Raw genomic sequence first — 25473 nt, forward strand, 5'->3', positions numbered from 1 at the left:
GGAAGTAAAATGGAAAAATTAATTGCCTATAAACGGATGCCCTTGTGGAATAAACAGACCATGCCTGATGCTGTTCAGCAAAAGCACAATACTAAAGTCGGTACTTGGGGAAAAATTACTGTCTTGAAGGGGGCACTCAAGTTTATTGAGTTGACTGAAGATGGTGAGGTTCTAGCTGAGCACCTCTTTGAGGTAGGTGCAGACAACCCTATGGCGCAACCGCAAGCCTGGCACCGAGTAGAGGCGGCAACAGACGATGTAGAATGGTACTTAGAATTTTATTGTAAACCTGAGGATTATTTCCCTAAGAAATACCAGACCAATCCAGTCCATTCAGAGGTCCTAGAGGCCATGCAGACGGTAAAACCTGGAAGAGCCTTGGATTTGGGTTGTGGTCAAGGACGTAACTCTCTCTTCTTAGCACAACAAGGTTTTGATGTGACAGCTGTGGATCAAAATGAACTATCTCTGGAAATCTTGCAAAGCATCGTAGAGCAAGAGGATCTAGATATGCCTGTTGGACTTTATGATATCAATTCAGCCAGCATTAGCCAAGTCTATGATTTTATCGTATCGACAGTTGTTCTCATGTTTCTACAAGCAGACCGTATTCCAGCTATTATCCATAATATGCAGGAGCAAACTAGTGTTGGGGGCTACAACCTCATCGTCTGTGCTATGGACACAGAGGATTATCCTTGCTCGGTTAACTTCCCATTCACCTTTAAAGAAGGGGAATTGGCTGACTACTACAAGGATTGGGAGTTGGTCAAGTACAATGAAAATCCAGGACACCTGCACCGTCGTGATGAAAATGGCAATCGCATTCAACTCCGATTTGCGACCATGCTAGCCAAGAAAATCAAGTAAATCAAACTTAACTCAGCGAATAGAAACCACTTTGCAAGGTTTCTATTCGTTTTTGTTTGCGTTGGTTGATTGGGACGAGCAGGTTTTATGCTATACTAGAAGTAGGAAATCAGAGCAGTAGAACTGTATTGATGACACTCTCAGCGAAAGAAAGTCTTTATGATGGAGGTGGTCGAATGACGAGTCTTTTGGTGGAATTGTATGATCGGCATGTATTGGAAAAAAATGTCTACCAAGCCTTCGTCAGTGATTGTGACGAGATTCTCTTCCTTTCTTTGACGAAAATAAGCAATGAAGAGAAAGTTTCTCTCCGTCAGTTTATCATGGAAGAGGTCCCCCATATCCACCGTGTGACCTATCGTCAGTTATCTTTAGAACAACTGTCTGATCAGTTAGATTATTGCCTTGCAGGCTATGACCAAGTCCTTCTCGATGTTTTTGGCGGAGATTCACTACTAGCCTTATCTCTCTATCAATATGGCTTGGATCGCCACCTCCCCATCGTTGCCATGGATGTTGAACGAGGAAAACAATACAAGTGGGTAGCTGGTCAGCTGGAAAAAGAAGATTTGGACATTCCAACCCTAAGCATCCAACAGCTGATAGCCTTGCGTGGTGGAAAAATGCTCAAATCAAAACACCCTATCCACTCAGCCCAGCAAATTGCAGCCATCAAAAAGCTAGCCAGCTCTGCCATTGCCAATCCCGCCCATTGGTACCAAGTAACCCAATTTTTCTCTCTAGCTAAGACCAATGACCTCCATGCGGAAACCGAAAAAATACTGGAAAACAACGGCAAGTATTATTACTATCCAGAATCCCTTATTCCTTTACTTGTGGAAGCGGGAATGCTTCGTATTGAAAGCGAGGACAAGGAGCGAGTAAGCTACAGCTTTCCAAGTCAAGAAGCTCAAGTCTTTTGCCGCAACAAGGGGCATATTTTAGAGGTATATCTCTATCTCTTAGCGCTCGAATCTCAACTATTTGATGAATGCATGATAGGTGGTGAGATTGATTGGAATGGTATCTTTCCAGAGGCAGACAATGTTCAAAATGAGATTGATGTCATTCTGAGAAAGGGGCGCTCGATTACCTTTATCTCTTGCAAAATGACAGATTTATCAGTTGAAGCCATCAATGAGCTAGAAGTCTATGCCAATCATTTTGCTGGGGAGAGTTGCCTCAAGTTGATTGTTTGTACTGGAAAAATCAATCCAGCTTATGCCAATCGCTGCCAGGAATACGGGGTGCTGGTCATTAGAAGTGAGCAGATTCCCAATCTCATTCCCATGCTAAAAAAGTATTCTAAGAGACAAAAAAGATAAGAAATAATATCATGAAAGGCTGGAAATCCAGTCTTTTTTACTTCTTTTTCGAATAAATGAGAAAAGGAGGTAGACCATGTTTGTAGCCAGAGATGCTAAGGGGAGTTTGGTGAATGCCCTCGAAAAAGATGTTACCAGGCAAGCTTATACTTGTCCAGCCTGTGGAGGCAGACTACGGTTACGCCAAGGACAGAGCATTCGAACGCACTTTGCCCATGAATCTTTAAGAGATTGTATGGCCATTTTTGAAAATGAAAGTCCAGAACACTTGGGCAACAAAGAGGCCCTTTATCACTGGGCCAAGAAGGACAATCAAGTCGCCTTAGAATACAGTCTGCCCGAGATCCAGCAGATAGCGGATGTTCTTGTCAATGAGAAACTAGCTCTGGAGGTTCAGTGCAGCCCCTTGTCTCAAAAGCTTTTAGGAGATAGAAGCCAAGGATACCGCAGTCAGGGCTGCCAAGTTATCTGGCTACTGGGAGAAAAACTCTGGTTAAAGGAGCGATTAACACAACTGCAAAGGGGATTTCTCTATTATAGTCAAAATATGGGTTTCTATGCTTGGGAACTAGATTTCAAAAAGCAAGTTTTGAGACTCAAATACCTTTTGCATCAGGACCTACGTGGCAAGCTTCATTTTCAGGTCAAGGAATTTGGCTATGGACAAGGAAATCTCTTGGAAATTCTACGATTTCCTTATCAAAAACAAAAACTGCCTCGTTTTGCAGTTGTGCAAGATTCCACTATCTGTCACTACATTCGCCAGCAGTTGTACTACCAAACGCCTTACTGGATGAAAAAACAGGAGGGGGCTTATCAACAAGGAGACAATCTATTAAACCGTCAACTGGACGACTGGTATCCTCAGGTCAGACCGATAGAATCAGGTGATTTTTTGCAGATTGAAACGGATTTGACTAGCTATTATAGAAATTTTCAGGCTTACTATCAAAAAAAACCGAAAAATAATTGCCAAAAGCTCTATCCACCAGCCTTTTATCACTTATATTTCTCAAAAAATGTGGTAAAATAGAAAGGATGGAGGAATCTTATGGTATTACAACGACATGAAATAAATGAAAAAGATACATGGGATCTTTCAACAATCTACCCAACAGACCAGGCTTGGGAAGAAGCCTTGAAAGATTTAACTGAAAAAGTACAAACAGCATCTCGGTATGAGGGGCATCTCTTGGATAGCGCAGACAGTTTGCTTGAGATCACAGAATTCTCACTTGACTTGGAACGCCAAGTTGAAAAGCTTTATGTCTATGCTCACATGAAAAATGACCAAGACACGCGCGAAGCCAAGTATCAGGAGTACTATGCTAAGGCAATGACCCTTTACAGTCAGTTAGAACAAGCCTTTTCATTCTATGAACCTGAGTTTATGGAGATTAGTGAGGAGCAGTATGCGGCCTTCCTAGAAGCTCAACCAAAACTCCAAGTTTATAAGCACTTTTTTGACAAGCTCTTGCAAAAGAAAGACCATGTTCTTTCGCAACGTGAGGAAGAATTGCTTGCTGGAGCAGGAGAAATCTTTGGCGCTGCTAGCGAAACCTTCGCTATTTTGGACAATGCGGATATTAGCTTCCCATACGTCCATGATGATGAAGGCAATGAAGTGCAACTCTCACACGGTACTTACATCCGTTTGATGGAGTCTAAAAACCGTGAAGTGCGTCGTGGTGCCTATGAAGCCCTTTATGCGACTTACGAGCAATTCCAACACACTTACGCTAAGACCTTGCAGACAAATGTTAAGGTGCAAAACTACCGCGCAAAAGTTCGCAACTATAAGAGTGCTCGCCATGCAGCCCTCGCAGCAAACTTTGTCCCAGAGAGTGTCTATGACAATCTAGTAGCAGCAGTTCGCAAGCACTTGCCACTCTTGCATCGTTACCTCGAGCTTCGTTCAAAAATCTTGGGTATTTCTAATCTGAAGATGTACGATGTCTACACACCGCTATCTTCAGTAGAATACAGCTTTACCTACGAAGAAGCCTTGAAAAAGGCAGAAGAGGCCTTGGCGGTCTTGGGTGACGATTACTTGAGTCGTGTCAAACGTGCCTTTAGCGAGCGTTGGATTGATGTCTATGAAAATCAAGGCAAGCGTTCAGGTGCCTATTCTGGTGGTTCCTATGACACCAATGCCTTCATGCTTCTCAACTGGCAGGACAATTTAGACAATCTCTTTACCCTTGTCCATGAAACAGGTCACAGTATGCACTCAAGCTATACTCGTGAAACCCAACCTTATGTTTACGGAGATTACTCCATTTTCTTGGCTGAGATTGCCTCAACGACCAATGAAAATATCTTGACGGAGAAATTACTGGAAGAAGTGGAAGACGATGCAACACGCTTTGCTATCCTCAATAACTTCTTGGACGGTTTCCGTGGAACGGTCTTTCGTCAAACTCAATTCGCTGAGTTTGAACACGCCATCCACCAAGCAGATCAAAATGGAGAAGTCTTGACAAGTGATTTCCTCAATAAACTCTACGCTGACTTGAACCAAGAGTACTATGGACTCAGCAAGGAAGACAATCCTCAAATCCAATACGAGTGGGCACGCATTCCACACTTCTACTATAACTACTATGTTTATCAGTATTCAACTGGTTTTGCAGCTGCTTCAGCCTTGGCTGAGAAGATTGTCCATGGTAGTCAAGAAGACCGTGACCGCTATATCGACTACCTCAAGGCAGGTAAGTCAGACTATCCACTCAATGTTATGAGAAAAGCGGGTGTTGATATGGAAAAAGAAGACTATCTCAACGATGCCTTTGCAGTCTTTGAACGTCGCTTGAACGAGTTTGAAGCCCTTGTTGAAAAATTGGGACTAGCTTAAGATGGTAGAGTCTTATAGTAAAAATGCCAATCACAATATGCGCCGGCCTGTCGTCAAGGAAGAAATCGTAGAACTCATGCGCCAGCGTCAAAAACAGGTGACAGGTTCTTTGAAAGAATTGGAGACCTTCGCTCGCAAGGAAAACATTCCCATTATTCCCCATGAAACGGTCGCGTATTTTCGATTTCTCATGGAGACCATACAGCCCAAGAACATTCTAGAGATTGGGACGGCAATTGGCTTTTCTGCCCTCCTGATGGCGGAGCATGCGCCAGATGCTAAGATTACAACCATTGACCGTAATCCTGAGATGATCGGCTTTGCCAAGGAAAACTTTTCTCAGTTTGATAGCCGCAAGCAAATCACCCTCTTAGAGGGAGATGCAGTCGATGTTTTATCTAGTCTGACAGAAACTTATGATTTTGTCTTTATGGACTCGGCCAAGTCCAAGTACATCGTCTTTTTACCAGAAATCCTCAAACACTTGGAAGTCGGTGGAGTAGTGGTCTTGGATGATATTTTCCAAGGAGGCGATGTTGCTAAGGACATCATGGAAGTCCGCCGTGGTCAACGAACCATTTACCGTGGTTTGCAAAGACTGTTCGACGCAACTTTGGACAATCCAGGTCTAACAGCAACTTTAGTTCCACTTGGAGACGGCATTCTCATGCTACGAAAGAATGTAGCAGAAGTAGAGCTTCCTGAGAGCGAATGATTTTCAGAAAAATTTAAGAAATTATAGTAAAATAGATAAGGTAATACTTACCGTAAAAGGAGTAAACATGAAGAAAAAACTTATGGCAGGAGCCATCACACTTTTATCAGTAGCAACACTTGCAGCTTGTTCAAACAGTTCTGAAGGAAAAGATTTGATCAGCATGAAGGGCGATGTGATTACAGAACATCAATTCTTTGACGAAGTAAAGAACAATCCAACTGCTCAACAAGTCTTGCTAAATATGACCATCCAAAAAGTATTTGAACAACAATATGGATCAGAGGTAACGGATAAAGATGTGGATGACGCCGTTGCTGAAGAACAAAAGAAATACGGTGATAGCTACAACAGCGTCCTTCAACGTGCAGGTATGACTCCTGAAACTCGTAAAGCTCAAATTCGCACCAGCAAATTGGTTGAATTGGCAGTTAAGAAGGCTGCTGAGAGCGAATTGACAGACGAAGCTTACCAAAAAGCTTTTGAGTCTTACACACCAGATGTAACGGCTCAAATCATCCGATTGGATAATGAAGACAAGGCAAAAGAAGTGCTTGAGAAAGCTAAAGCAGAAGGAGCGGATTTTGCCCAGCTTGCTAAAGAATACTCTAACGACGATAAAACAAAAGAAAATGGAGGCGAAATCACTTTTGACTCTGCTTCTACAGAACTTCCAGAACAAGTCAAAAAAGCAGCCTTTGCCTTGGATGTGAATGGTATTTCTGATGTGATTACAGCTACTGGAACACAAGCATACAGCAATCAGTTCTACATCATCAAAGTAACGAAGAAAACAGAAAAATCTTCTAATATAGAGGATTATAAAGAAAAATTGAAGACCATCATCTTGACTCAAAAACAAAATGATTCAGCCTTTGTTCAAGGAGTAATTGGTAAAGAATTGCAAGCTGCAAACATCAAAGTCAAAGACCAAGCCTTCCAAAACATCTTCACCCAATACATCGGTGGTGGTGACTCAAGCTCAAGTAGCAGCTCTTCATCTAACTAAGAACTTAAAATACAAATCTCAAGAGAGGTTTGTATTTTTTGCTTGAACTAGAAAATGAGTAAAATTCGAAGGATTAAAGGATAAGAGTTTTTTTCTTTCTGAAAAAATGGTATAATAGCAATCAAAACTAGAAAATAAAACGGAATTGGGAACAGAAGCGTCTGTTCCTATTAGAGTGGTGAAATATGAAAATTAGTAAAAGGCACCTACTAAACTATTCCATTTTGATTCCTTACTTCCTTTTGTCGATTTTGGGGTTGATTGTAGTTTACTCGACAACGAGTGCAACCTTGATTGAGGAAGGGAAAAGTGCCTTTCAATTGGTGCGAAACCAGGGGATCTTCTGGATAGCTAGTTTGATTCTGATTGCCTTAATCTACAAATTAAAATTAGGTTTCCTGAGAAACGGACGTCTCATTTTTATCGTAATGATTGTTGAGATGGTTCTCTTAGCTCTGGCGCGTTTGGTTGGTACACCTGTCAATGGAGCTTACGGATGGATTTCTGTAGGACCTGTAACGATTCAGCCAGCTGAATACCTTAAGATTATCATCATCTGGTACCTGGCACATCGATTTTCAAAACAACAAGATGAGATTGCGGTTTATGACTTCCAGGTTTTGACACAGAATCAGTGGCTGCCTCGAGCTTTTAACGACTGGCGTTTTGTTCTGCTAGTTCTGATTGGTAGTTTGGGAATTTTCCCAGACTTGGGAAATGCGACCATCTTGGTCTTAGTGGCGCTCATCATGTATACGGTTAGTGGGATTGCCTATCGTTGGTTCTCGACCATTCTAGCTCTCTTGGCAGGAAGTTCAATGTTAGTCTTGTCTGTCATTCGCTTTGTTGGGGTTGAAAAGTTCTCTCAAATTCCTGTATTTGGTTACGTTGCTAAACGTTTTAGTGCCTTCTTTAATCCCTTTAACGACCTAGCAGGTGCAGGACACCAGCTCGCAAATTCCTACTATGCCATGGTAAATGGAGGCTGGTTCGGACTGGGACTGGGGAATTCTATCGAGAAGCGTGGTTATCTGCCAGAAGCCCATACGGATTTTGTCTTTTCGATTGTCATCGAAGAGTTTGGATTCGTAGGAGCCAGTATGATTTTGGCTTTACTCTTCTTCTTGATTTTGCGAATTATCTTAGTCGGAATTCGAGCTAAAGATCCTTTTAATTCTATGGTTGCTATCGGTGTCGGAGGCATGATCCTTGTTCAGGTCTTTGTCAATATCGGTGGGATTTCAGGGTTGATTCCTTCTACAGGGGTAACCTTCCCCTTCCTTTCACAAGGTGGGAACAGTCTCCTGGTATTATCAGTAGCCATCGCGCTTGTACTGAACATTGATGCAAGCGAAAAACGTGCCAAACTTATCAGAGAATACGAGAATCAAACCGATGAAAATCTGTAAGGATTGAATGGAAAGGAAAGTATATGTCTCTTCAAAAATTAGAAAACTATAGTAATAAAGCAGTCGTCCAAGAAGAAGTCTTGATTTTGACGGAGCTATTAGAAGATATCACAAAAAATATGCTGGCGCCAGAAACCTTTGAAAAGATTATCCAGTTGAAGGAATTATCAACTAGTGAGAATTATCAAGGGCTCAATGATCTAGTGACCAGTCTTTCGAATGAAGAAATGATTTACATTTCACGCTATTTCTCTATCCTTCCACTTTTGATTAATATCTCTGAGGATGTGGATTTGGCCTATGAAATCAATCACCAAAACAATGTGGACCAAGACTATCTAGGGAAACTATCTACAACGATTAAGATGGTAGCTGAAAAAGAAAATGCAGCCGATATTTTAGAAAAGTTAAATGTCGTTCCTGTCTTGACCGCCCATCCAACGCAAGTACAACGCAAGAGTATGTTGGATTTGACAAATCACATCCATAATCTTTTGCGTAAGTACCGTGATGTCAAACTAGGTTTGATTAACAAAGAAAAATGGCACACGGATCTCCGTCGTTATATTGAGATTATCATGCAAACGGACATGATTCGTGAGAAGAAATTGAAAGTAACCAACGAAATCACCAACGTGATGGAGTACTATCAAAGTTCTTTCTTGAATGCTGTTCCACGTTTGACGGCTGAGTATAAGAAACTAGCTAAGTCACAAGGTATCGAACTCCAACATCCAAAACCGATTACCATGGGGATGTGGATCGGAGGGGACCGTGATGGCAATCCTTTCGTAACTGCTGAAACCCTCAACAAATCAGCCTTGACTCAGTGTGAAGTCATTATGAATTACTACGATGAGAAGATTTATAACCTCTATCGTGAATTCTCACTCTCAACCAGTATTGTGAATGTCAGCGACAAGGTTCGTGAGATGGCGCTGAAGTCACAAGACAACTCGATTTATCGTGAAAAAGAACTCTATCGTCGTGCTCTTTTTGACATCCAAGCTAAGATGCAGGCTACCAAGGCTTATCTCATTGAAGACAAGGATCTTCAGCCAAGATATGCCACTGCAGATGAATTTTATCAAGATTTGTTGGCCATTCGCGATTCTCTCCTTGAAAACAAAGGGGAATACCTGATTTCAGGAGAATTTGTCGAGTTGATGCAAGCTGTCGAAATTTTTGGTTTCTACCTTGCTTCTATTGATATGCGCCAAGATTCTAGTGTTCATGAAGCCTGTGTAGCAGAATTGCTTGAATCTGCTGGTATCAATGATCACTATAGCGACCTTTCTGAAGACGAAAAATGCGCCCTTCTCTTAAAAGAGTTGGAAGAAGACCCTCGTATCCTCTCAGCCACTCATGCTGAAAAGTCAGAACTTCTTGAGAAGGAACTATCTATCTTTAAAGCTGCCCGCAAGTTGAAGGATAAACTGGGTGAAAATGTCATTCGTCAAACCATTATCTCACATGCAACAAGTGTATCCGATATGCTAGAGCTAGCAATTATGCTCAAGGAAGTAGGCTTGGTTGATGCCCAAAAAGCACGAGTTCAGATTGTTCCCCTGTTTGAAACTATCGAGGACTTAGACCATTCGGAAGAAACCATGAGAAGATATTTCTCTCTTCCTTTGGCTAAAAAATGGATTGCTTCAAAAGATAACTATCAGGAAATCATGCTCGGTTACTCTGATAGCAACAAGGATGGTGGTTACCTGTCCTCATGTTGGACCCTGTACAAGGCGCAACAACAACTAACTGCTATTGGGGATGAATTTGGCGTTAAGGTCACTTTCTTCCATGGTCGTGGTGGTACTGTAGGTCGTGGTGGTGGACCAACTTATGAAGCTATTACATCCCAACCACTCAAGTCTATCAAGGACCGTATCCGTCTGACTGAGCAAGGAGAAGTGATTGGAAACAAATACGGTAACAAAGACGCTGCTTATTACAACCTTGAGATGTTGGTTTCTGCAGCCATTAACCGTATGATTACCAAGAAGAAGAGTGATACCAACACATCAAACCGTTACGAAGCCATCATGGACCAAGTAGTGGATCGTAGCTACGATATCTACCGTGACTTGGTCTTTGGAAATGAACATTTCTATGACTACTTCTTTGAATCCAGTCCAATCAAGGCTATTTCAAGCTTCAATATCGGTTCGCGTCCAGCAGCTCGTAAGACCATCACTGAAATCGGCGGTTTGCGTGCCATTCCTTGGGTCTTCTCATGGTCACAAAGTCGTGTCATGTTCCCTGGATGGTATGGTGTGGGATCAAGCTTTAAAGAGTTTATAGATCAAAATCCAAAGAATATCGAGTTCCTTCGTGATATGTACCAGAACTGGCCTTTCTTCCAATCTCTTCTTTCCAATGTGGACATGGTCTTATCTAAGTCTAACATGAACATTGCTTTTGAATATGCTAAGCTCTGTGAAGACGAAGAAGTGCAAGCTATCTACTACACTATTTTAGATGAATGGCAATTGACCAAGGATGTTATTTTAGCTATTGAAGGTTATGACGAACTCTTGGCAGAAAACTCTTACCTAAAAGACAGTCTAAACTATCGTATGCCTTACTTTAATATCCTCAACTATATCCAGTTGGAGTTGATTAAACGTCAACGTCGTGGTGAATTGTCAGCAGACGAAGAAAGATTGATTCATACAACCATTAACGGAATTGCAACAGGTTTGCGTAATTCAGGTTGATATTTTCTAAACTTCCTCTTTTTCTAGGGGAAGTTTTTGAATTGTTTAAAAAATTCTAAAAATAGTCTTGACAAGTATTTGAAAAATGATATAATTTAAACATTCAGAAAGTAATCATGCTCATTTTTTAGAGAGTCTGTGCTTGGTGGAAACAGATAGATGAAAGTGATGAAAATTGGGCTGAATGTTATAAAGAATTTGAAATCATAAGAATTCGGTGAGCACACCTTACAGTGCAACTCGTGAATGCGAGAAAGAGCGATAGGGATAGTCCCTATAATTGAGGTGGCACCGCGCATCGACGTCCTCACACAAGTTTTTTGTGTGAGGACTTTTTCTATTAGGAGGATGATGATGGAATTTAAACGATGGCATCGCTTGATGATGTGATTTAAAAAGTTAAGGTAAAAGGATTAAGGAGAAAGAAAAATGAAAAATAAACGTTTGATTGGAATTATCGCTGGATTAGCAGTATTGGTAGTGGCTAGCTTGATTTATTCATCAATGAACAAGCCAGCAGCTAAGGAAGAGCAAAAGGTCGCTAAGGTTGGTGTCCTTCAATTTGTTAGTCATCCATCCTTGGACTTGATTTACCAAGGAATTCAAGATGGACTAGCTGAAGAAGGCTATAAGGACGACCAAGTAAAAATCGACTTTATGAACTCTGAAGGTGATCAGAGCAAGGTTGCAACCATGAGTAAACAATTGGTAGCAAATGGAAATGACGTTGTTGTTGGGATTGCAACACCAGCTGCTCAAGGACTTGCTAGTGCTACAAAAGACCTACCTGTTATCATGGCTGCTATTACAGACCCAATCGGTGCTAACTTGGTCAAAGATTTGAAAAAACCAGGTGGCAACATCACAGGAGTATCAGACCACAACCCCGCTGAACAACAAGTGGAATTGATTAAAACTTTGACACCAAATGTCAAAACAATCGGCGCTCTCTACTCAAGTAGCGAGGATAACTCAAAATCACAAGTAGAAGAATTCAAGGCTTATGCTGAAAAAGCAGGTTTGACAGTCGAAACCTTTGCTGTTCCATCAACAAATGAAATTGCTTCAACAGTTAATGTCATGACCAGCAAGGTCGACGCTATCTGGGTTCCAATTGACAACACCATCGCATCAGCATTCTCAACAGTTGTTTCAAGCAACCAAACAGCTAAAAAGCCAATCTATCCAAGTGCTACTGCCATGGTAGAAGCAGGTGGATTAGCATCTGTAGTAGTTGACCAACACGATCTTGGAGTGGCTACTGGTAAAATGATTGCTAAAGTTTTGAAGGGTGAAAAACCAGCTGATACGCCAGTTAATGTCTTTTCAACTGGTAAGTCGGTTATCAATAAAAAACTAGCGCAAGAACTTGGTATCACAATCCCTGAGTCTGTTCTAAAAGAAGCAGGACAAGTGATTGAATAAAGATAAAGGAGGAGTTGGGGACATCTCCTCCCATTTTTACTAAAGAAAGAAATGAGTGAAAGATTATGATAGTATCCATTATTTCTCAGGGAATGGTGTGGGCGATTTTAGGTTTGGGAATCTTTATGACCTTTCGAATTTTGAATTTCCCGGATATGACGACTGAGGGCTCTTTTCCTCTAGGGGGAGCAGTAGCTGTAACCTTGATAACACAAGGGGTTAATCCATTTTTAGCGACCTTGGCTGCAGTAGGAGCGGGCTGCCTAGCTGGTATGGCAACGGGTCTTTTATACACCAAAGGTAAAATACCAACTCTCTTATCAGGGATTTTGGTTATGACTTCTTGCCATTCCATCATGCTCATGATTATGGGGCGTGCCAATCTGGGTCTTCTTGGAACCAAGCAAATTCAGGATGTCTTGCCTTTCGATTCAGACCTTAACCAACTCCTGACTGGTTTTATCTTTGTTGCCCTTGTTATTGGTCTCATGCTCTTTTTCCTAGATACCAAACTAGGTCAGGCTTACATCGCTACTGGTGATAATCCTGATATGGCTCGTAGTTTTGGAATTCATACGGATCGTATGGAACTCATGGGCTTGGTTCTTTCAAATGGAATTATCGCGCTTGCAGGGGCCTTGATTGCTCAACAAGAAGGATATGCAGATGTTTCTCGAGGAATTGGAGTGATTGTCGTAGGGCTTGCTAGCTTGATTATTGGTGAGGTTTTGTTCAAGAGTTTGACCCTAGCGGAGCGACTCATGACCATTGTCGTGGGGTCTATTGCTTATCAGTTCCTCGTCTGGGGAGTGATTGCTCTTGGGTTTAATACAAGTTATCTTCGTTTGTACAGCGCCTTGATTTTGGCAGTTTGTCTCATGATTCCAACCTTCAAAAGCAAATACCTGAAAGGAGTCAAGTTTAGCAAATGACAGCAATTGTAGAATTAAAAAATGCTACCAAAGTCATCACGAATGGCTTTGATGAGGAAAAAATCATTCTGAATGATGTTTCTCTTGAAATTTTCGAACATGATTTCATTACCATCCTAGGGGGAAATGGAGCTGGGAAGTCAACGCTTTTTAACACGATTGCAGGTACCTTACCTTTAACAAGTGGAAGTATCCGTATCATGGGCGAGGACGTGACGCATTTTTCACCTGAAAAGCGGGCTAAGTATTTGTCTCGTGTCTTTCAGGATCCTAAGATGGGTACGGCTCCTCGTATGACGGTGGCGGAAAATCTCTTGATTGCCAAGTTTCGTGGTGAGAAGAGAGGACTCCTTCCTAGGAGACTTTCAAGTCACAGAGAAGAGTTCCAGACTACCATTGAAAAGGTTGGAAATGGTCTTGAAAAACATCTCGACACTCCGATTGAATTTCTATCAGGTGGTCAACGTCAGGCCTTGAGTCTCTTGATGGCAACCTTGAAGCGACCAGAGTTGCTCTTGTTGGATGAACACACAGCAGCTCTCGACCCAAAGACCAGTGTTGCTTTGATGGAGTTAACAGATGACTTTGTCACAAAAGATAAGCTGACTGCCCTCATGATTACCCACCATATGGAGGATGCGTTGAAGTATGGAAATCGTCTGATTGTCATGAAAGAAGGTCGTATCATCCAAGATTTGAACAAAGAAGAAAAAGCAAAAATGAAGATTTCAGACTACTATCAATTATTTGAATAAAGTAGAGATTTTTTCGTCAAAAAATAGAGAAGTAAAACTTAGAAACATGGAAGTGTTTCTGAGTTTTTTATCTTCCCATTCTATCAAGAAAAATAAGGCAAAGAGAATTACGGAAAGTGTATGAAATGGTTTACTTTTTTTCAGAAATAAGCTATACTAGATAACGTGAAACTATGATAAGATGGAGGTATTGCGTATGGTTGACAAACAAGTCATTGAAGAAATCAAAAACAATGCCAACATTGTGGAAGTCATAGGTGACGTGATTTCTTTACAAAAGGCTGGACGGAACTATTTAGGGCTCTGTCCTTTTCATGGTGAAAAGACCCCCTCTTTCAACGTTGTTGAAGACAAGCAGTTTTACCACTGTTTTGGATGTGGGCGTTCAGGAGATGTTTTTAAGTTCATCGAAGAATACCAAGGTGTGTCCTTTATGGAAGCCGTTCAGCTCTTAGGTGAGCGTGTCGGTATTCAACTAGCCATGCCTATCCAGTCTCGTCCTCAACAGCTTTCTCCTCATCAAGCTCTATATGATATGCATGAAGAAGCTGCACGCTTTTACCATGCAATTCTCATGACGACCAAGATGGGAGAAGCAGCAAGGGCTTATCTCTACAAGCGTGGATTGACGGATGATGTTCTGAAGCATTTCCAAATTGGACTAGCTCCAGTCGAGAGAAACTATCTTTACCAACGTTTATCTGGTAAGTTTGAAGAAAAGGATTTATTGGATTCGGGCTTGTTTTATTTGTCAGATGACAATCAGTTCTTTGATACCTTTTTCGGACGTATTGTCTTTCCTTTGACCAATGACAAGGGGCAGGTTATTGCCTTTTCAGGTCGTATCTGGCAAGAAACTGATGGACAGACTGCCAAATATAAAAATAGTCGCTCGACTGCAATTTTTAACAAGAGTTACGAATTGTATCATTTGGATAAGGCAAAAAAGGGAACAGGTAAGATTACAGAACTCTATCTGATGGAAGGTTTCATGGATGTGATCGCGGCTTACCGTGCTGGTATAGAAAATGCTGTCGCTTCTATGGGGACAGCGCTGAGCAAGGAGCATGTTGACCACCTCAAACGCTTCACCAAAAAGATAGTTCTCAGCTATGATGGTGACAAGGCAGGACAGGCAGCGACAGCCAAAGCTCTGGAAGAATTAAAAGATTTCTCAGTGGAAGTTGTCCGAGTACCTGATGCCATGGACCCAGATGAGTATTTACAAAAGAATTCTCCAGAAGATTTGGCCTACCTCTTAACCAAGACTCGTATCAGTCCCATAGAGTTCTATATTCACCAACTCAAACCTGAGAATAGTGATAACTTGCAAGCGCAAATCGAGTTCATTGAAAAGATTGCGCCCTTAATCGCCAAAGAAAAGTCTATTACTGCCCAGAATTCTTACATCCACATTCTGGCGGATAACCTACCTTCCTTTGATTACCAGCAAGTAGAACAGATTGTAAATGAAAGTCGGATTGTTCAAAGACAGGAGAGGGTCAAGGAGCATCCTAGGCCAGTAGCGATTAGTTTGCCTGTGACGCGGCAACTGACAGCAGTTATGAGAGCAGAGGCTCATCTCCTTTATAGGATGGCTGAGAATCCAGTTGTGTTAAATGACTATCGATTAAGAGAAGATTTTTTCTTTGATACCCCAGAATTTCAGATTCTTTACGAATTATTAAGTGTAGAGGGAGAAATCAGATCAGAGGAACTGTCTCATCAGACTCCTGAGGTTGAAAATGCCTGGTACCATGTTCTTGGTCTAGATTTGCCAGCTGAGATGTCGCCTCAAGAGCTAATGGAAGTCGAGGCGACTCGAAACCGTGCTCTCCTCAGCAAGGACAACTTACGAATTAAAAAGAAAGTGCAGGAAGCTAGTCATCTAGGAGATACAGACACAGCCTTGGAAGAATTGCAACGATTGATTTCCCAAAAGAGAAGAATGGAGTAATAATGGCAACAAAACAAAAAGAAGTAACCACATTTGATGTGCAAGTAGCAGACTTTATCCGTAACCACAAAAAAACAGGAACAGCAACAGACGACGAGATCAATTCAAGTCTGGTTATTCCTTTTACCCTTGATGCAGATGGCATTGAAGACCTTTTGCAACGGATTCAGGATGCTGGAATTTCTATCACGGATAACGAAGGGAATCCAAGTGCACGTGTCCTTAGTACAGAGGAAGAGCCTGAACTTAGTGATGAGGACTTGATTGGCTCAACCTCTGCTAAGGTTAATGACCCTGTCCGTATGTATTTGAAGGAAATTGGGGTTGTTCCTCTCTTGACCAATGAAGAAGAAAAAGAATTGGCCCTAGCTGTTGAAGCTGGTGATATCGAAGCCAAACAGCGTCTTGCAGAAGCCAACCTTCGTTTGGTGGTTTCGATTGCTAAGCGCTACGTAGGGCGTGGCATGCAGTTTCTTGACTTGATCCAAGAAGGAAACATGGGCTTGATGAAAGCTGTTGACAAGTTTGACTATTCAAAAGGTTTTAAGTTTTCTACTTATGCAACTTGGTGGATTCGTCAGGCGATTACTCGTGCCATTGCTGATCAGGCTCGTACCATTCGTATCCCAGTTCACATGGTTGAAACCATTAACAAGCTTGTCCGTGAACAGCGGAATCTCCTTCAAGAACTGGGTCAAGATCCAACTCCTGAACAAATCGCTGAACGTATGGATATGACACCTGACAAGGTGCGTGAAATCTTGAAAATCGCCCAAGAGCCAGTGTCACTTGAAACACCGATTGGTGAAGAGGACGATAGCCATCTTGGGGACTTTATCGAAGACGAAGTGATTGAAAATCCAGTGGACTACACAACTCGTATCGTTTTACGTGAGCAGTTGGATGAAGTCTTGGATACTCTCACAGACCGTGAAGAAAACGTTCTGCGCCTTCGTTTCGGGCTGGACGATGGGAAAATGCGTACCCTTGAAGATGTTGGTAAAGTCTTTAACGTAACTCGTGAACGTATCCGTCAGATCGAGGCCAAGGCTTTGAGAAAACTACGTCAACCAAGTCGCAGCAAACCGCTTCGTGATTTTATTGAAGATTAAGAGTGAGGATGAACATGGCTTATACAGAAGAGCAAATTGAGGTTATCAAAACCCGCATTTTAAATGCCCTAGAAGAAGTAATTGACCCTGAATTGGGAATTGATATTGTCAACCTAGGTTTGATTTATGAAATTCGTTTTGATGGTGAAACTGGTCACACTGAAATTGATATGACCTTGACAACTATGGGCTGCCCATTGGCAGATCTCTTGACGGACCAGATTCACGATGCGATGACAGATGTTCCTGAGGTAACCAATACCGAAGTTAAATTGGTCTGGTATCCAGCTTGGACTGTTGAGAAAATGAGTCGCTATGCACGTATCGCCCTAGGAATTAAATAAACAGTAGAAAAATATGAGAGACGATTGGAAAATAGGATAAATTCCTCCTTTTTCCTCTGGTCTCTCTTTCTTTTGCTGATTTTCTAGAAATAAAATGGTATAATGAAAGGTATGGAAAACGAAAAATTGCGTATTAATATGCTAAGTTCAAGTGAAAAAGTGGCTGGTCAAGGAGTATCAGGAGCCTACCGTGAGTTGGTACGTCTCCTACATCGCGATGCCCAAGATCAGTTAATTGTTACGGAGAATCTTCCTGTTGAGGCAGATGTAACTCACTTTCATACCATTGATTTCCCTTATTATTTATCTACATTTCAAAAGAAGCGATCTGGGAGAAAAATTGGCTATGTGCATTTTTTGCCTGATACGCTTGAGGGGAGTTTGAAAATTCCATTTTTCTTAAAGGGAATTATCAAACGTTATGTTTTTTCATTTTACAACCGAATGGAACACTTGGTGGTGGTTAATCCCATGTTTATCGAGGATTTGGTGGCAGCTGGTATTCCACGTGAAAAAGTAACTTATATTCCAAACTTTGTAAATAAGGAAAAATGGCATCCACTGCCAGCTGACCAAGTAGCAAAACTTCGTCAAGAAATGGATTTAGCTGAGGATCAGTTTGTTGTTGTAGGTGCAGGTCAGGTTCAGAAACGTAAAGGGATTGATGACTTTATCCGTCTTGCTGAGGAATTGCCAGAAATTACTTTTATTTGGGCTGGTGGTTTTTCATTTGGTGGGATGACAGATGGTTATGAACGCTATAAAAAAATCATGGACAATCCACCTAAAAATCTAATTTTTCCAGGTATTGTTCCTCCAGAGCGAATGCGAGAGCTCTATGCTGTAGCGGATCTCTTCTTGCTACCAAGTTACAATGAATTATTCCCTATGACCATCTTAGAGGCAGCTAGTTGTGAAGCACCGATTATGCTAAGGGATTTAGATCTATACAAGGTCATTCTCGAAGGGAATTATCGTGCAACAAGTGATGTTTCAGAGATGAGAGAAGCTATTCTCGAATACAAAAATCATCCTGAAAAGTTGAAAGACTTGAAAGAAAAAGCTAGAGAGATTTCTAAAGAGTATTCCGAGGAACATTTACTGGAAATCTGGTTGAAGTTCTATCGGGAGCAGGCGTCTTTGGGCAAAAAGTGAGGTAATTTATGCGAATTGGTTTATTTACAGACACTTATTTTCCTCAGGTTTCTGGGGTTGCGACCAGTATTCGAACCTTAAAGACAGAGCTTGAGAAGCAAGGACATGCAGTTTTTATCTTTACAACGACTGATAAAGACGTGAACCGATACGAAGATTGGCAAATTATCCGAATACCGAGTGTTCCCTTCTTTGCATTTAAGGATCGACGTTTTGCTTATCGTGGCTTTACAAAGGCGCTTGAAATTGCTAAACAGTATCAGCTAGATATCATTCATACTCAAACAGAGTTTTCACTAGGTTTGTTAGGGATTTGGATTGCAAGAGAGTTAAAAATTCCTGTTATCCATACCTACCATACCCAGTACGAAGATTATGTGCATTATATTGCGAAGGGTATGCTGATTCGTCCAAGTATGGTAAAATATCTGGTACGGGGCTTTCTTCACGATGTTGATGGAGTGATTTGTCCTAGTGAGATTGTTCGGGACCTTCTCTCTAAGTACAAGGTCAAGGTTGAAAAGCGGGTCATTCCAACTGGTATTGAGTTAGCTAAATTTGAACGGCCTGAGATTAAGGAAGAGAATTTAGCTGCCCTTCGATCTAAACTTGGGATTAAAAAAGACGAGAAAATGTTACTGAGTCTTTCTCGTATCTCCTATGAGAAGAATATCCAAGCGGTTCTAGCCGCTTTTGCGCAGGTTTTGAAAGAAGAAGACAAGGTGAAACTGGTTGTTGCTGGTGATGGTCCTTATCTGGACAGTCTGAAAGAACAAGCCGTCCAGTTGCAAATTCAAAATCAGGTGATTTTTACTGGTATGATCGCTCCAAGTGAAACAGCCTTGTACTATAAGACGGCAGACTTCTTTATCTCTGCATCCACTAGTGAAACCCAAGGGTTGACTTATCTAGAGAGTCTAGCTAGTGGAACGCCTGTCATCGCTCATGGCAATCCTTATCTGGATAATCTGATCAGTGATAGGATGTTTGGAACCCTCTACTATGGAGAACAGGACCTTGCAGGTGGCATCTTGGAGGCTTTGATTGCCACTCCAGATATGGATGAGCAAAAGTTGGCTGACAAGTTGTATGAGATTTCGGCTGAGAATTTTGGGAAACGAGTTCATGAGTTTTACCTTGATGCCATTATTTCAAATAATTTTGAACAAGAATTTCTCGATGGAGAACCTATGAGTCAACGTTTTCTAAAAACTATTTTATATCTCCCTCAACAAGCAGTCAGCGTCCCGGTAAAAGAATCTAAACGCATTCTGAAAGCGTCTAAAAAACAGTTGTCCAGTATGCGAGACTACTGGAAAGATTGACATAAAGTAAAAAAGGAGGAATAAAAGATGGCGAAAAAATTTATGAGAAGTGGGAAAGATCAAAAAATTGGAGGCGTTTGCGCAGGTGTTGCCCACTATTTTGATATTGATCCGACGATTATCCGTGTGATTTGGGGAGTTCTAGCCTTTTGTTATGGAGCAGGGGTTCTTGCTTACTTGATTTTGTGGGCAATTGCACCTGTTTCTACAGAATACTAAATTAAAATTATAGAGTGAAAAGGAGAAACTATGGCTTTTGGAGATAACGGTAACCGTAAAAAAACAATGTTTGAAAAGGTGACACTTGTTGTTGTGCTTATCATGTTGTTTGTAACCCTTGCTGGTATCTTTGCAACAGCGCTTGGAGCTTTTAGCAGATTCTAAGCAAGTTGTTTAGACAGAAACAATAACTAATGACTGGGATTTCCCAGCCTTTTTAAAGTGAGAAAAAATATGAGTATGTTTTTAGATACAGCCAAGATCAAAGTCAAGGCTGGTAATGGTGGTGATGGCATGGTTGCCTTTCGCCGTGAAAAATATGTCCCTAATGGTGGACCATGGGGCGGTGATGGTGGACGTGGAGGGAACGTCGTTTTCGTAGTAGACGAAGGCTTACGTACCTTGATGGATTTTCGCTATAACCGTCATTTCAAGGCCGAATCTGGTGAAAAAGGGATGACAAAAGGAATGCATGGGCGTGGTGCAGAAGACCTTCGTGTTCGCGTACCCCAAGGAACGACTGTACGTGATGCTGAGACAGGGAAAGTCATTACAGACTTGATTGAGCACGGTCAAGAGTTTATCGTGGCACATGGCGGTCGAGGTGGTCGTGGAAATATCCGCTTTGCAACACCAAAAAATCCTGCACCTGAAATCTCTGAGAATGGAGAGCCGGGTCAGGAACGTGAGTTGCAACTGGAATTAAAAATCTTGGCGGATGTTGGCTTAGTTGGTTTCCCATCTGTCGGAAAGTCAACTTTGCTTAGTGTCATCACTTCAGCTAAGCCAAAAATCGGTGCCTACCACTTTACGACAATTGTTCCTAATTTGGGTATGGTTCGTACGCAGTCAGGTGAATCCTTTGCTGTTGCAGATCTTCCAGGTTTGATTGAGGGAGCTAGTCAAGGTGTTGGCTTGGGAACTCAGTTCCTTCGACATATTGAACGCACTCGAGTTATCCTTCATATCATCGATATGTCGGCCAGCGAAGGGCGTGATCCTTATGAGGACTACCTTGCTATCAATAAAGAATTGGAATCATACAACCTTCGTCTGATGGAACGTCCGCAGATCATCGTGGCTAACAAGATGGACATGCCCGAAAGTCAGGAAAATCTTGAAACCTTCAAGAAGAAATTGGCAGCTAACTACGACGAGTTTGAAGAACTACCAGCCATCTTCCCGATTTCTGGTTTAACCAAGCAAGGGTTGGCTACCCTTTTGGATGCGACAGCTGAATTGTTGGACAAGACTCCAGAATTCCCAATCTATGATGAATCCGATATGGAAGAAGAGGCTTACTATGGCTTTGACGAGGAAGAAAAAGCCTTTGAGATTAGTCGTGATGATGATGCGACATGGGTACTTTCTGGTGAAAAACTCATGAAACTCTTTAACATGACCAACTTTGACCGTGACGAATCAGTCATGAAGTTTGCCCGTCAGCTTCGTGGTATGGGGGTTGACGAAGCCCTTCGTGCACGTGGTGCCAAAGATGGCGACTTGGTCCGCATCGGTAAATTTGAATTTGAATTTGTAGACTAGGAGATTGATATGGGAGATAAACCGATATCATTCCGAGATGCAGATGGAAATTTTGTTTCTGCAGCAGACGTATGGAATGAAAAGAAACTAGAAGAATTGTTTAATCGTCTCAATCCCAAACGTGCTCTTAGATTGGCACGTATGAAGAAAGAAGAAACACTTTCAAATGAATAAACAAATCCCGTGATTTTTAATCACGGGATTTGTTTATTCACTAAAGAAAAATGGTGGGGCATATTTTTTAAGATTTTCAAAACATGCTTGTGCTTTTGTAGCATCTTCACAGATGATCATGCAGACATCGTCTCCGCATAGTGTAGCAACAACATCTTTGAAATCAAGGGCATCAATGACAGCTCCAAATGACTGGGCCAAACCTGGAAGAGTCTTTAGAATGACTTGGTGCTGGACAGGACGTAACATGACAAGAGCATCTTCCATATAGTTTTCCAAACGTTTCTCCCATTTAGAAATAGAACCAGTATTTAGTACATAGTAGGACTGATCTTCTTCCCGAACTTTCGAAAGGTTCATAGTCTTGATATCACGAGATAAAGTTGCTTGTGTGACTTGGATATCATTCTCGGCTAGCAAGGCTTGTAATTCTGCTTGGGTATGAATTTTATTTTTTGAAACGAGGGCGCGGATAAGTTGGTGTCGATGTTCTGATTTGTTCATAAAGTAAGTACTCCTTTTAAAAGGTACAGCGTGGACTGAACGAAAATGTCAGTCGGGTGGTAGGCGGTATTGTCACGTATGATGATGTCAAAGTCAGTAGTATAAAGAACTAGACGGAGAGAATCTCCTTCTTTTAACTTGTCACTAGTAGAGGGCAGATGAATGATATATCGATCCGTCCATCACCATTGATGTTCTTTAATGACAGTGAATCATCCAATTAGGTTAGCATTTTGTCACGGCTTGTTGTGAATTTCCTCTAAATGTCAATTCACAGAGATTTTCCAACATGTGGTCTAGTAGCGTGTATGATAAATGGTGACACATGTTGATTGGGGGGAGTATCTTTTGTCCAAGGTTTATCTAGAGGCTTATTAAAATCTCTTATTTGAACTGGATTTGATACGAAGTTTATGTTTAGTTGGACTGTTCAAGTGGAAATCCTTGGTTATAGGAAGTTAAATGGGCAATTTGACTTCCTATAACCAAGGATTTCCATATTGAAAGTCTGGGATGTTATACCTTTTGACAAGGTAGAATGAGAGTAGAGTGTTCAAGATCGACAGTCAGGTGATAGTCTGTATTATCTCGAATTGTAATCTCAAAGTCAGTCGTGTAGAGAACCAAACGGAGAGTATTTCCTTCTTTAAGTTTGTAGATAGTTGGTTGAAGCTCTAGCTTGAAGTCCATCCATTTATTGGGTTGGATTTCTTCAACCGTCAAAAGATTGGTTCGATTTTGAAGATTGAGGTAGCCTTTGGTGAGGACACGTTGGGCACTTGGATTGAATGGTAGTTCACAGAGATTTTCTAACATGTGGTAGCGACCGTTGTCAATGGTTCTAGCACTTAAAACCGCTGGATAAGGCTGTAGATATTTCTTTTGCCCAAGTTCGAGCAGTTGGGCTGATAAGAGCCCCTTGTTTGTACTTGATTTGAGACGAAGTTTCAGCTCAACTCGACCATTTAAATGAATGTCTTGACTTACTGGAAGGTCAATGGTGATCTGATTGGCTTTTCCTTGGTAAAGTTCTGTGTTGAAAGTCTGGTAAGTCTTGCCATAACGCTCAAAATCTTCTTGTTCATAGTGGTTCTGAATCACTTTTTCTTCAGTTCCAAGTGAGAAAGTATGTAATTTATCTTGCTTGCCAAAGTCATCAAGACTCTGCCATGTTTGCGGTGCGGAATTGTCCTGCCAGATGACAGTAGGAAGCTGATAGTCTGTTGCAAGTCCTAACAATTTCTTACTTAACAAGGCATTCATGGACTCGCGGAAGTCAATCGACTGCCAGTTATTCATATAAACATGGGCACCATGATGAAAAAAGAGGTGCTTGTTGATATGATCTGGAAGAGCATGAAACATTTGATAAACATGAAGTGGTTTGACATTCCAATCCTGGGAACCATGTGTAAAGACGACCTCAGCTTGAACCTTATGAGCATTGAGCAGATAGTTGCGGTCATGCCAAAACTGATTGTAGTCACCAGTCTTGCGATCTAATTGTTCTTTTACCTTTTCTAAATCTGCTTTGTGGGCTTCATTAGCACGGATATAGTCACCGGCTAAGAGATTGCGGGAGTAGGTCAATTCAGCAAGTGAGTCAAAATCCTCACCTGGATAACCTCCAGGACTGGTCACCAGGCCATTTTCACGATAGTAGTTGTACCAAGAGGAAATACCTGCTTCAGCGATAATCACTTCTAAGCCATCAACACCTGTTGTCGCAAGACCATTGGACATGGTACCTAGATAAGAAAGGCCAGTTGTGGCAACTTTTCCATTGGACCAATCAGCCTTGACCTCACGCTTGCGCGTGTGATCAGTAAAGGCACGACAACGACCGTTAAGCCAATCAATGACATTTTTATAGGCCTCAATCTGCTGGTAGTCACCGTTAGTCATGAGACCTTGGGAATCTTTGGTGCCAACACCAGACACATAAAGATTGGCAAATCCTCGAGGGAGGAAGTAATCGTTGAGAGTGTAAGAACTATTGATGTGAGTTAGCTTTTCTTCAGACTCAGAGACGAGTTCGGCTTGACCAAGAGGCTCGACAAAATCAACCTCAGGCTTCTCAAGTTCAATAATATGGGCAGGTTTGACCTCCAAGTCTCCTTCCATCTTGTAGAGAGCCTTGTCGCTGGCTTTGTCGTTGGTCCCTTGGTGATAAGGACTTGCTGTCATAACTGCAGGGATTTGTCCATCATAGCGAGGACGAATAATGCTAACCTTGACTAAATCAGGTAGACCGTCTTTATCAGTATCCACACGACTCTCTACATAGACAACTTCACGAATGATATCGTGACTAGAAAAGGTTGCCAAGCTCTTACCGTTAAAGTAGTGGTAGTGATTGTCTTCTGCAATAAGTCCATCACTAACAAGTTGGTCGATGAGCATATTTCCCTTTTTGGTTCGAGTATTGAGCAAATGGTAGAGATTTTCAATCAAATCTCCATAAATAATAGGAAATCCAGTTTCTTTACGGAATTGTTCAGCATCCTCAAAGTCAATAAGATAATTGAAGCCTAAAAGTTGAAAAACTACGGTATAGAAAATATCAGCTGTCTGCTCTTTATCAGACTGAAAGAAGGTCAGTAGATCCGTTTCTCTATCTGCAGCTAGGGTAGATAGAGCGTAATCGGTATTAGTATAGGTGAAGAAACTCCAACGAATGAAGTCTTCAAACTGTCTTTTTATAGGCAGTTTAGATGATAGCTTCAAGCCAAGACTCTCTAATTCATCTAATAGTTGAGAACGAGGAGTGGGCAAGTAGCTGAATTGATTAAAACGCATGGCGCTCTCCTTTGAAGTGATAAATTTATTATATCAAAAAAAGAGGAAAAATGGAATAAATAAACTCAAATGAAATAAATTTAAAAAATAGGAATGAACTTTAAGCAAGTTATTATAAAATATTGAATAAATCTTCTAATTAAAAGCCACCTTAAAGATATTTATATGTTAATTTGCATAAGGGATTTTATTTCAATATTCGTCACTTAGCATAAAAATGTCCAAAATTACCATTAAAACTATTATAAGATATAGATATTTTATTCTTCTTAATTTTCATTTTCAAGAAACATAAAGGATGAACAGTTAAAAAAAAATTCAAAGA

At 41.3% G+C, this 25473-nt stretch carries 22 protein-coding genes; 20 read left to right on the plus strand and 2 right to left on the minus strand.

Translation table 11 applies throughout. The features are described 5' to 3' along the window. Positions 1 to 9 precede the first annotated feature (9 nt). From tehB to HMPREF8571_RS11305, 20 genes are all read left to right on the plus strand, one after another. Positions 10 to 870: an SAM-dependent methyltransferase TehB gene (gene tehB / locus HMPREF8571_RS06390; protein WP_000413055.1), complete on the plus strand. Its 861-nt coding sequence runs from the start codon at positions 10 to 12 to the stop codon at positions 868 to 870. Positions 871 to 1046: 176 nt separating this feature from the next. Beyond that, positions 1047 to 2195 (plus strand): DUF1887 family protein, encoded by a 1149-nt coding sequence (locus HMPREF8571_RS06395; protein WP_025168447.1) that lies wholly within the window; start codon positions 1047 to 1049, stop codon positions 2193 to 2195. A gap of 76 nt (positions 2196 to 2271) precedes the next feature. After that, positions 2272 to 3228, plus strand: a complete 957-nt coding sequence (locus HMPREF8571_RS06400) for a competence protein CoiA (RefSeq protein WP_000495885.1) — start codon at positions 2272 to 2274, stop codon at positions 3226 to 3228. 18 nt (positions 3229 to 3246) lie between these two features. Then, positions 3247 to 5049, plus strand: coding sequence for an oligoendopeptidase F (gene pepF / locus HMPREF8571_RS06405; RefSeq protein WP_000244104.1), 1803 nt, complete (start codon positions 3247 to 3249; stop codon positions 5047 to 5049). Between the two features lies 1 nt (position 5050). Further along, positions 5051 to 5764, plus strand: coding sequence for an O-methyltransferase (locus HMPREF8571_RS06410; RefSeq protein WP_000230410.1), 714 nt, complete (start codon positions 5051 to 5053; stop codon positions 5762 to 5764). Between the two features lie 67 nt (positions 5765 to 5831). After that, positions 5832 to 6773 (plus strand): peptidylprolyl isomerase PrsA, encoded by a 942-nt coding sequence (prsA, locus tag HMPREF8571_RS06415; RefSeq protein WP_000728077.1) that lies wholly within the window; start codon positions 5832 to 5834, stop codon positions 6771 to 6773. Positions 6774 to 6958: 185 nt separating this feature from the next. Next, on the plus strand, positions 6959 to 8182 hold the full coding sequence (gene ftsW / locus HMPREF8571_RS06420; protein WP_000703342.1) for a cell division peptidoglycan polymerase FtsW: 1224 nt from the start codon (positions 6959 to 6961) through the stop codon (positions 8180 to 8182). 23 nt (positions 8183 to 8205) lie between these two features. Next, on the plus strand, positions 8206 to 10902 hold the full coding sequence (gene ppc / locus HMPREF8571_RS06425; protein WP_000058162.1) for a phosphoenolpyruvate carboxylase: 2697 nt from the start codon (positions 8206 to 8208) through the stop codon (positions 10900 to 10902). A 429-nt stretch (positions 10903 to 11331) separates the two neighbouring features. Continuing rightward, positions 11332 to 12327 carry a tryptophan ABC transporter substrate-binding protein gene (trpX, locus tag HMPREF8571_RS06430; protein WP_000792173.1) on the plus strand — a complete coding sequence of 332 codons (996 nt, stop codon included), beginning with the start codon at positions 11332 to 11334 and terminating at the stop codon, positions 12325 to 12327. Between the two features lie 65 nt (positions 12328 to 12392). Then, complete coding sequence (locus HMPREF8571_RS06435) at positions 12393 to 13259, plus strand: ABC transporter permease (protein ID WP_000637251.1); 867 nt, start codon at positions 12393 to 12395, stop codon at positions 13257 to 13259. Next, positions 13256 to 14014: an ABC transporter ATP-binding protein gene (locus tag HMPREF8571_RS06440; protein ID WP_000125425.1), complete on the plus strand. Its 759-nt coding sequence runs from the start codon at positions 13256 to 13258 to the stop codon at positions 14012 to 14014. The genes HMPREF8571_RS06435 and HMPREF8571_RS06440 overlap by 4 nt, the downstream gene beginning before the upstream one ends. A gap of 196 nt (positions 14015 to 14210) precedes the next feature. Further along, on the plus strand, positions 14211 to 15971 hold the full coding sequence (gene dnaG, locus HMPREF8571_RS06445) for a DNA primase (RefSeq protein WP_000227878.1): 1761 nt from the start codon (positions 14211 to 14213) through the stop codon (positions 15969 to 15971). Positions 15972 to 15973: 2 nt separating this feature from the next. Further along, positions 15974 to 17083, plus strand: a complete 1110-nt coding sequence (rpoD, locus tag HMPREF8571_RS06450) for an RNA polymerase sigma factor RpoD (RefSeq protein WP_000201893.1) — start codon at positions 15974 to 15976, stop codon at positions 17081 to 17083. Positions 17084 to 17097: 14 nt separating this feature from the next. Beyond that, entirely contained in the window at positions 17098 to 17427 is a 330-nt protein-coding gene (locus tag HMPREF8571_RS06455) for a metal-sulfur cluster assembly factor (RefSeq protein ID WP_025168449.1), read from the plus strand. A gap of 102 nt (positions 17428 to 17529) precedes the next feature. Then, complete coding sequence (locus HMPREF8571_RS06460) at positions 17530 to 18582, plus strand: glycosyltransferase family 4 protein (protein ID WP_000677634.1); 1053 nt, start codon at positions 17530 to 17532, stop codon at positions 18580 to 18582. An 8-nt stretch (positions 18583 to 18590) separates the two neighbouring features. Then, entirely contained in the window at positions 18591 to 19907 is a 1317-nt protein-coding gene (locus HMPREF8571_RS06465) for a glycosyltransferase family 4 protein (RefSeq protein WP_001219454.1), read from the plus strand. A gap of 27 nt (positions 19908 to 19934) precedes the next feature. Then, complete coding sequence (locus HMPREF8571_RS06470) at positions 19935 to 20126, plus strand: PspC domain-containing protein (RefSeq protein ID WP_001074500.1); 192 nt, start codon at positions 19935 to 19937, stop codon at positions 20124 to 20126. 30 nt (positions 20127 to 20156) lie between these two features. Next, a complete protein-coding gene (locus tag HMPREF8571_RS06475) occupies positions 20157 to 20291 on the plus strand; it encodes a DUF4044 domain-containing protein (RefSeq protein WP_000863864.1) in 135 nt (44 codons plus the stop codon). Between the two features lie 69 nt (positions 20292 to 20360). Then, positions 20361 to 21671, plus strand: a complete 1311-nt coding sequence (gene obgE, locus HMPREF8571_RS06480) for a GTPase ObgE (RefSeq protein WP_004240053.1) — start codon at positions 20361 to 20363, stop codon at positions 21669 to 21671. A 9-nt stretch (positions 21672 to 21680) separates the two neighbouring features. Further along, entirely contained in the window at positions 21681 to 21845 is a 165-nt protein-coding gene (locus HMPREF8571_RS11305; RefSeq protein WP_000502575.1) for a hypothetical protein, read from the plus strand. 33 nt (positions 21846 to 21878) lie between these two features. On the opposite strand, the gene HMPREF8571_RS06490 is transcribed toward HMPREF8571_RS11305, so the two are convergent. Next, on the minus strand, positions 21879 to 22349 hold the full coding sequence (locus tag HMPREF8571_RS06490) for an arginine repressor (RefSeq protein ID WP_001043022.1): 471 nt from the start codon (positions 22347 to 22349) through the stop codon (positions 21879 to 21881). 516 nt (positions 22350 to 22865) lie between these two features. Beyond that, positions 22866 to 25148 (minus strand): Xaa-Pro dipeptidyl-peptidase, encoded by a 2283-nt coding sequence (locus HMPREF8571_RS06495; RefSeq protein WP_001211998.1) that lies wholly within the window; start codon positions 25146 to 25148, stop codon positions 22866 to 22868. Positions 25149 to 25473 lie beyond the last annotated feature (325 nt).

Source organism: Streptococcus mitis ATCC 6249 (assembly GCF_000146585.1).
GTDB classification, from domain to species: Bacteria; Bacillota; Bacilli; order Lactobacillales; family Streptococcaceae; genus Streptococcus; species Streptococcus mitis_AZ.

Bases quoted from the DNA above. Each gene is read 5' to 3' on its own strand.
- ppc (WP_000058162.1), top strand. From the start codon at position 8,206: ATGTCTCTTCAAAAATTAGAAAACTATAGTAATAAAGCAGTCGTCCAA.
- ftsW (WP_000703342.1), top strand. From the start codon at position 6,959: ATGAAAATTAGTAAAAGGCACCTACTAAACTATTCCATTTTGATTCCT.
- HMPREF8571_RS06435 (WP_000637251.1), top strand. From the start codon at position 12,393: ATGATAGTATCCATTATTTCTCAGGGAATGGTGTGGGCGATTTTAGGT.
- HMPREF8571_RS06470 (WP_001074500.1), top strand. From the start codon at position 19,935: ATGGCGAAAAAATTTATGAGAAGTGGGAAAGATCAAAAAATTGGAGGC.
- HMPREF8571_RS06495 (WP_001211998.1), bottom strand. From the start codon at position 25,148: ATGCGTTTTAATCAATTCAGCTACTTGCCCACTCCTCGTTCTCAACTA.
- HMPREF8571_RS06455 (WP_025168449.1), top strand. From the start codon at position 17,098: ATGGCTTATACAGAAGAGCAAATTGAGGTTATCAAAACCCGCATTTTA.
- HMPREF8571_RS06465 (WP_001219454.1), top strand. From the start codon at position 18,591: ATGCGAATTGGTTTATTTACAGACACTTATTTTCCTCAGGTTTCTGGG.
- rpoD (WP_000201893.1), top strand. From the start codon at position 15,974: ATGGCAACAAAACAAAAAGAAGTAACCACATTTGATGTGCAAGTAGCA.
- trpX (WP_000792173.1), top strand. From the start codon at position 11,332: ATGAAAAATAAACGTTTGATTGGAATTATCGCTGGATTAGCAGTATTG.
- HMPREF8571_RS06440 (WP_000125425.1), top strand. From the start codon at position 13,256: ATGACAGCAATTGTAGAATTAAAAAATGCTACCAAAGTCATCACGAAT.
- tehB (WP_000413055.1), top strand. From the start codon at position 10: ATGGAAAAATTAATTGCCTATAAACGGATGCCCTTGTGGAATAAACAG.
- obgE (WP_004240053.1), top strand. From the start codon at position 20,361: ATGAGTATGTTTTTAGATACAGCCAAGATCAAAGTCAAGGCTGGTAAT.
- HMPREF8571_RS11305 (WP_000502575.1), top strand. From the start codon at position 21,681: ATGGGAGATAAACCGATATCATTCCGAGATGCAGATGGAAATTTTGTT.
- HMPREF8571_RS06410 (WP_000230410.1), top strand. From the start codon at position 5,051: ATGGTAGAGTCTTATAGTAAAAATGCCAATCACAATATGCGCCGGCCT.
- HMPREF8571_RS06400 (WP_000495885.1), top strand. From the start codon at position 2,272: ATGTTTGTAGCCAGAGATGCTAAGGGGAGTTTGGTGAATGCCCTCGAA.
- prsA (WP_000728077.1), top strand. From the start codon at position 5,832: ATGAAGAAAAAACTTATGGCAGGAGCCATCACACTTTTATCAGTAGCA.
- HMPREF8571_RS06395 (WP_025168447.1), top strand. From the start codon at position 1,047: ATGACGAGTCTTTTGGTGGAATTGTATGATCGGCATGTATTGGAAAAA.
- HMPREF8571_RS06475 (WP_000863864.1), top strand. From the start codon at position 20,157: ATGGCTTTTGGAGATAACGGTAACCGTAAAAAAACAATGTTTGAAAAG.
- dnaG (WP_000227878.1), top strand. From the start codon at position 14,211: ATGGTTGACAAACAAGTCATTGAAGAAATCAAAAACAATGCCAACATT.
- pepF (WP_000244104.1), top strand. From the start codon at position 3,247: ATGGTATTACAACGACATGAAATAAATGAAAAAGATACATGGGATCTT.
- HMPREF8571_RS06460 (WP_000677634.1), top strand. From the start codon at position 17,530: ATGAAAGGTATGGAAAACGAAAAATTGCGTATTAATATGCTAAGTTCA.
- HMPREF8571_RS06490 (WP_001043022.1), bottom strand. From the start codon at position 22,349: ATGAACAAATCAGAACATCGACACCAACTTATCCGCGCCCTCGTTTCA.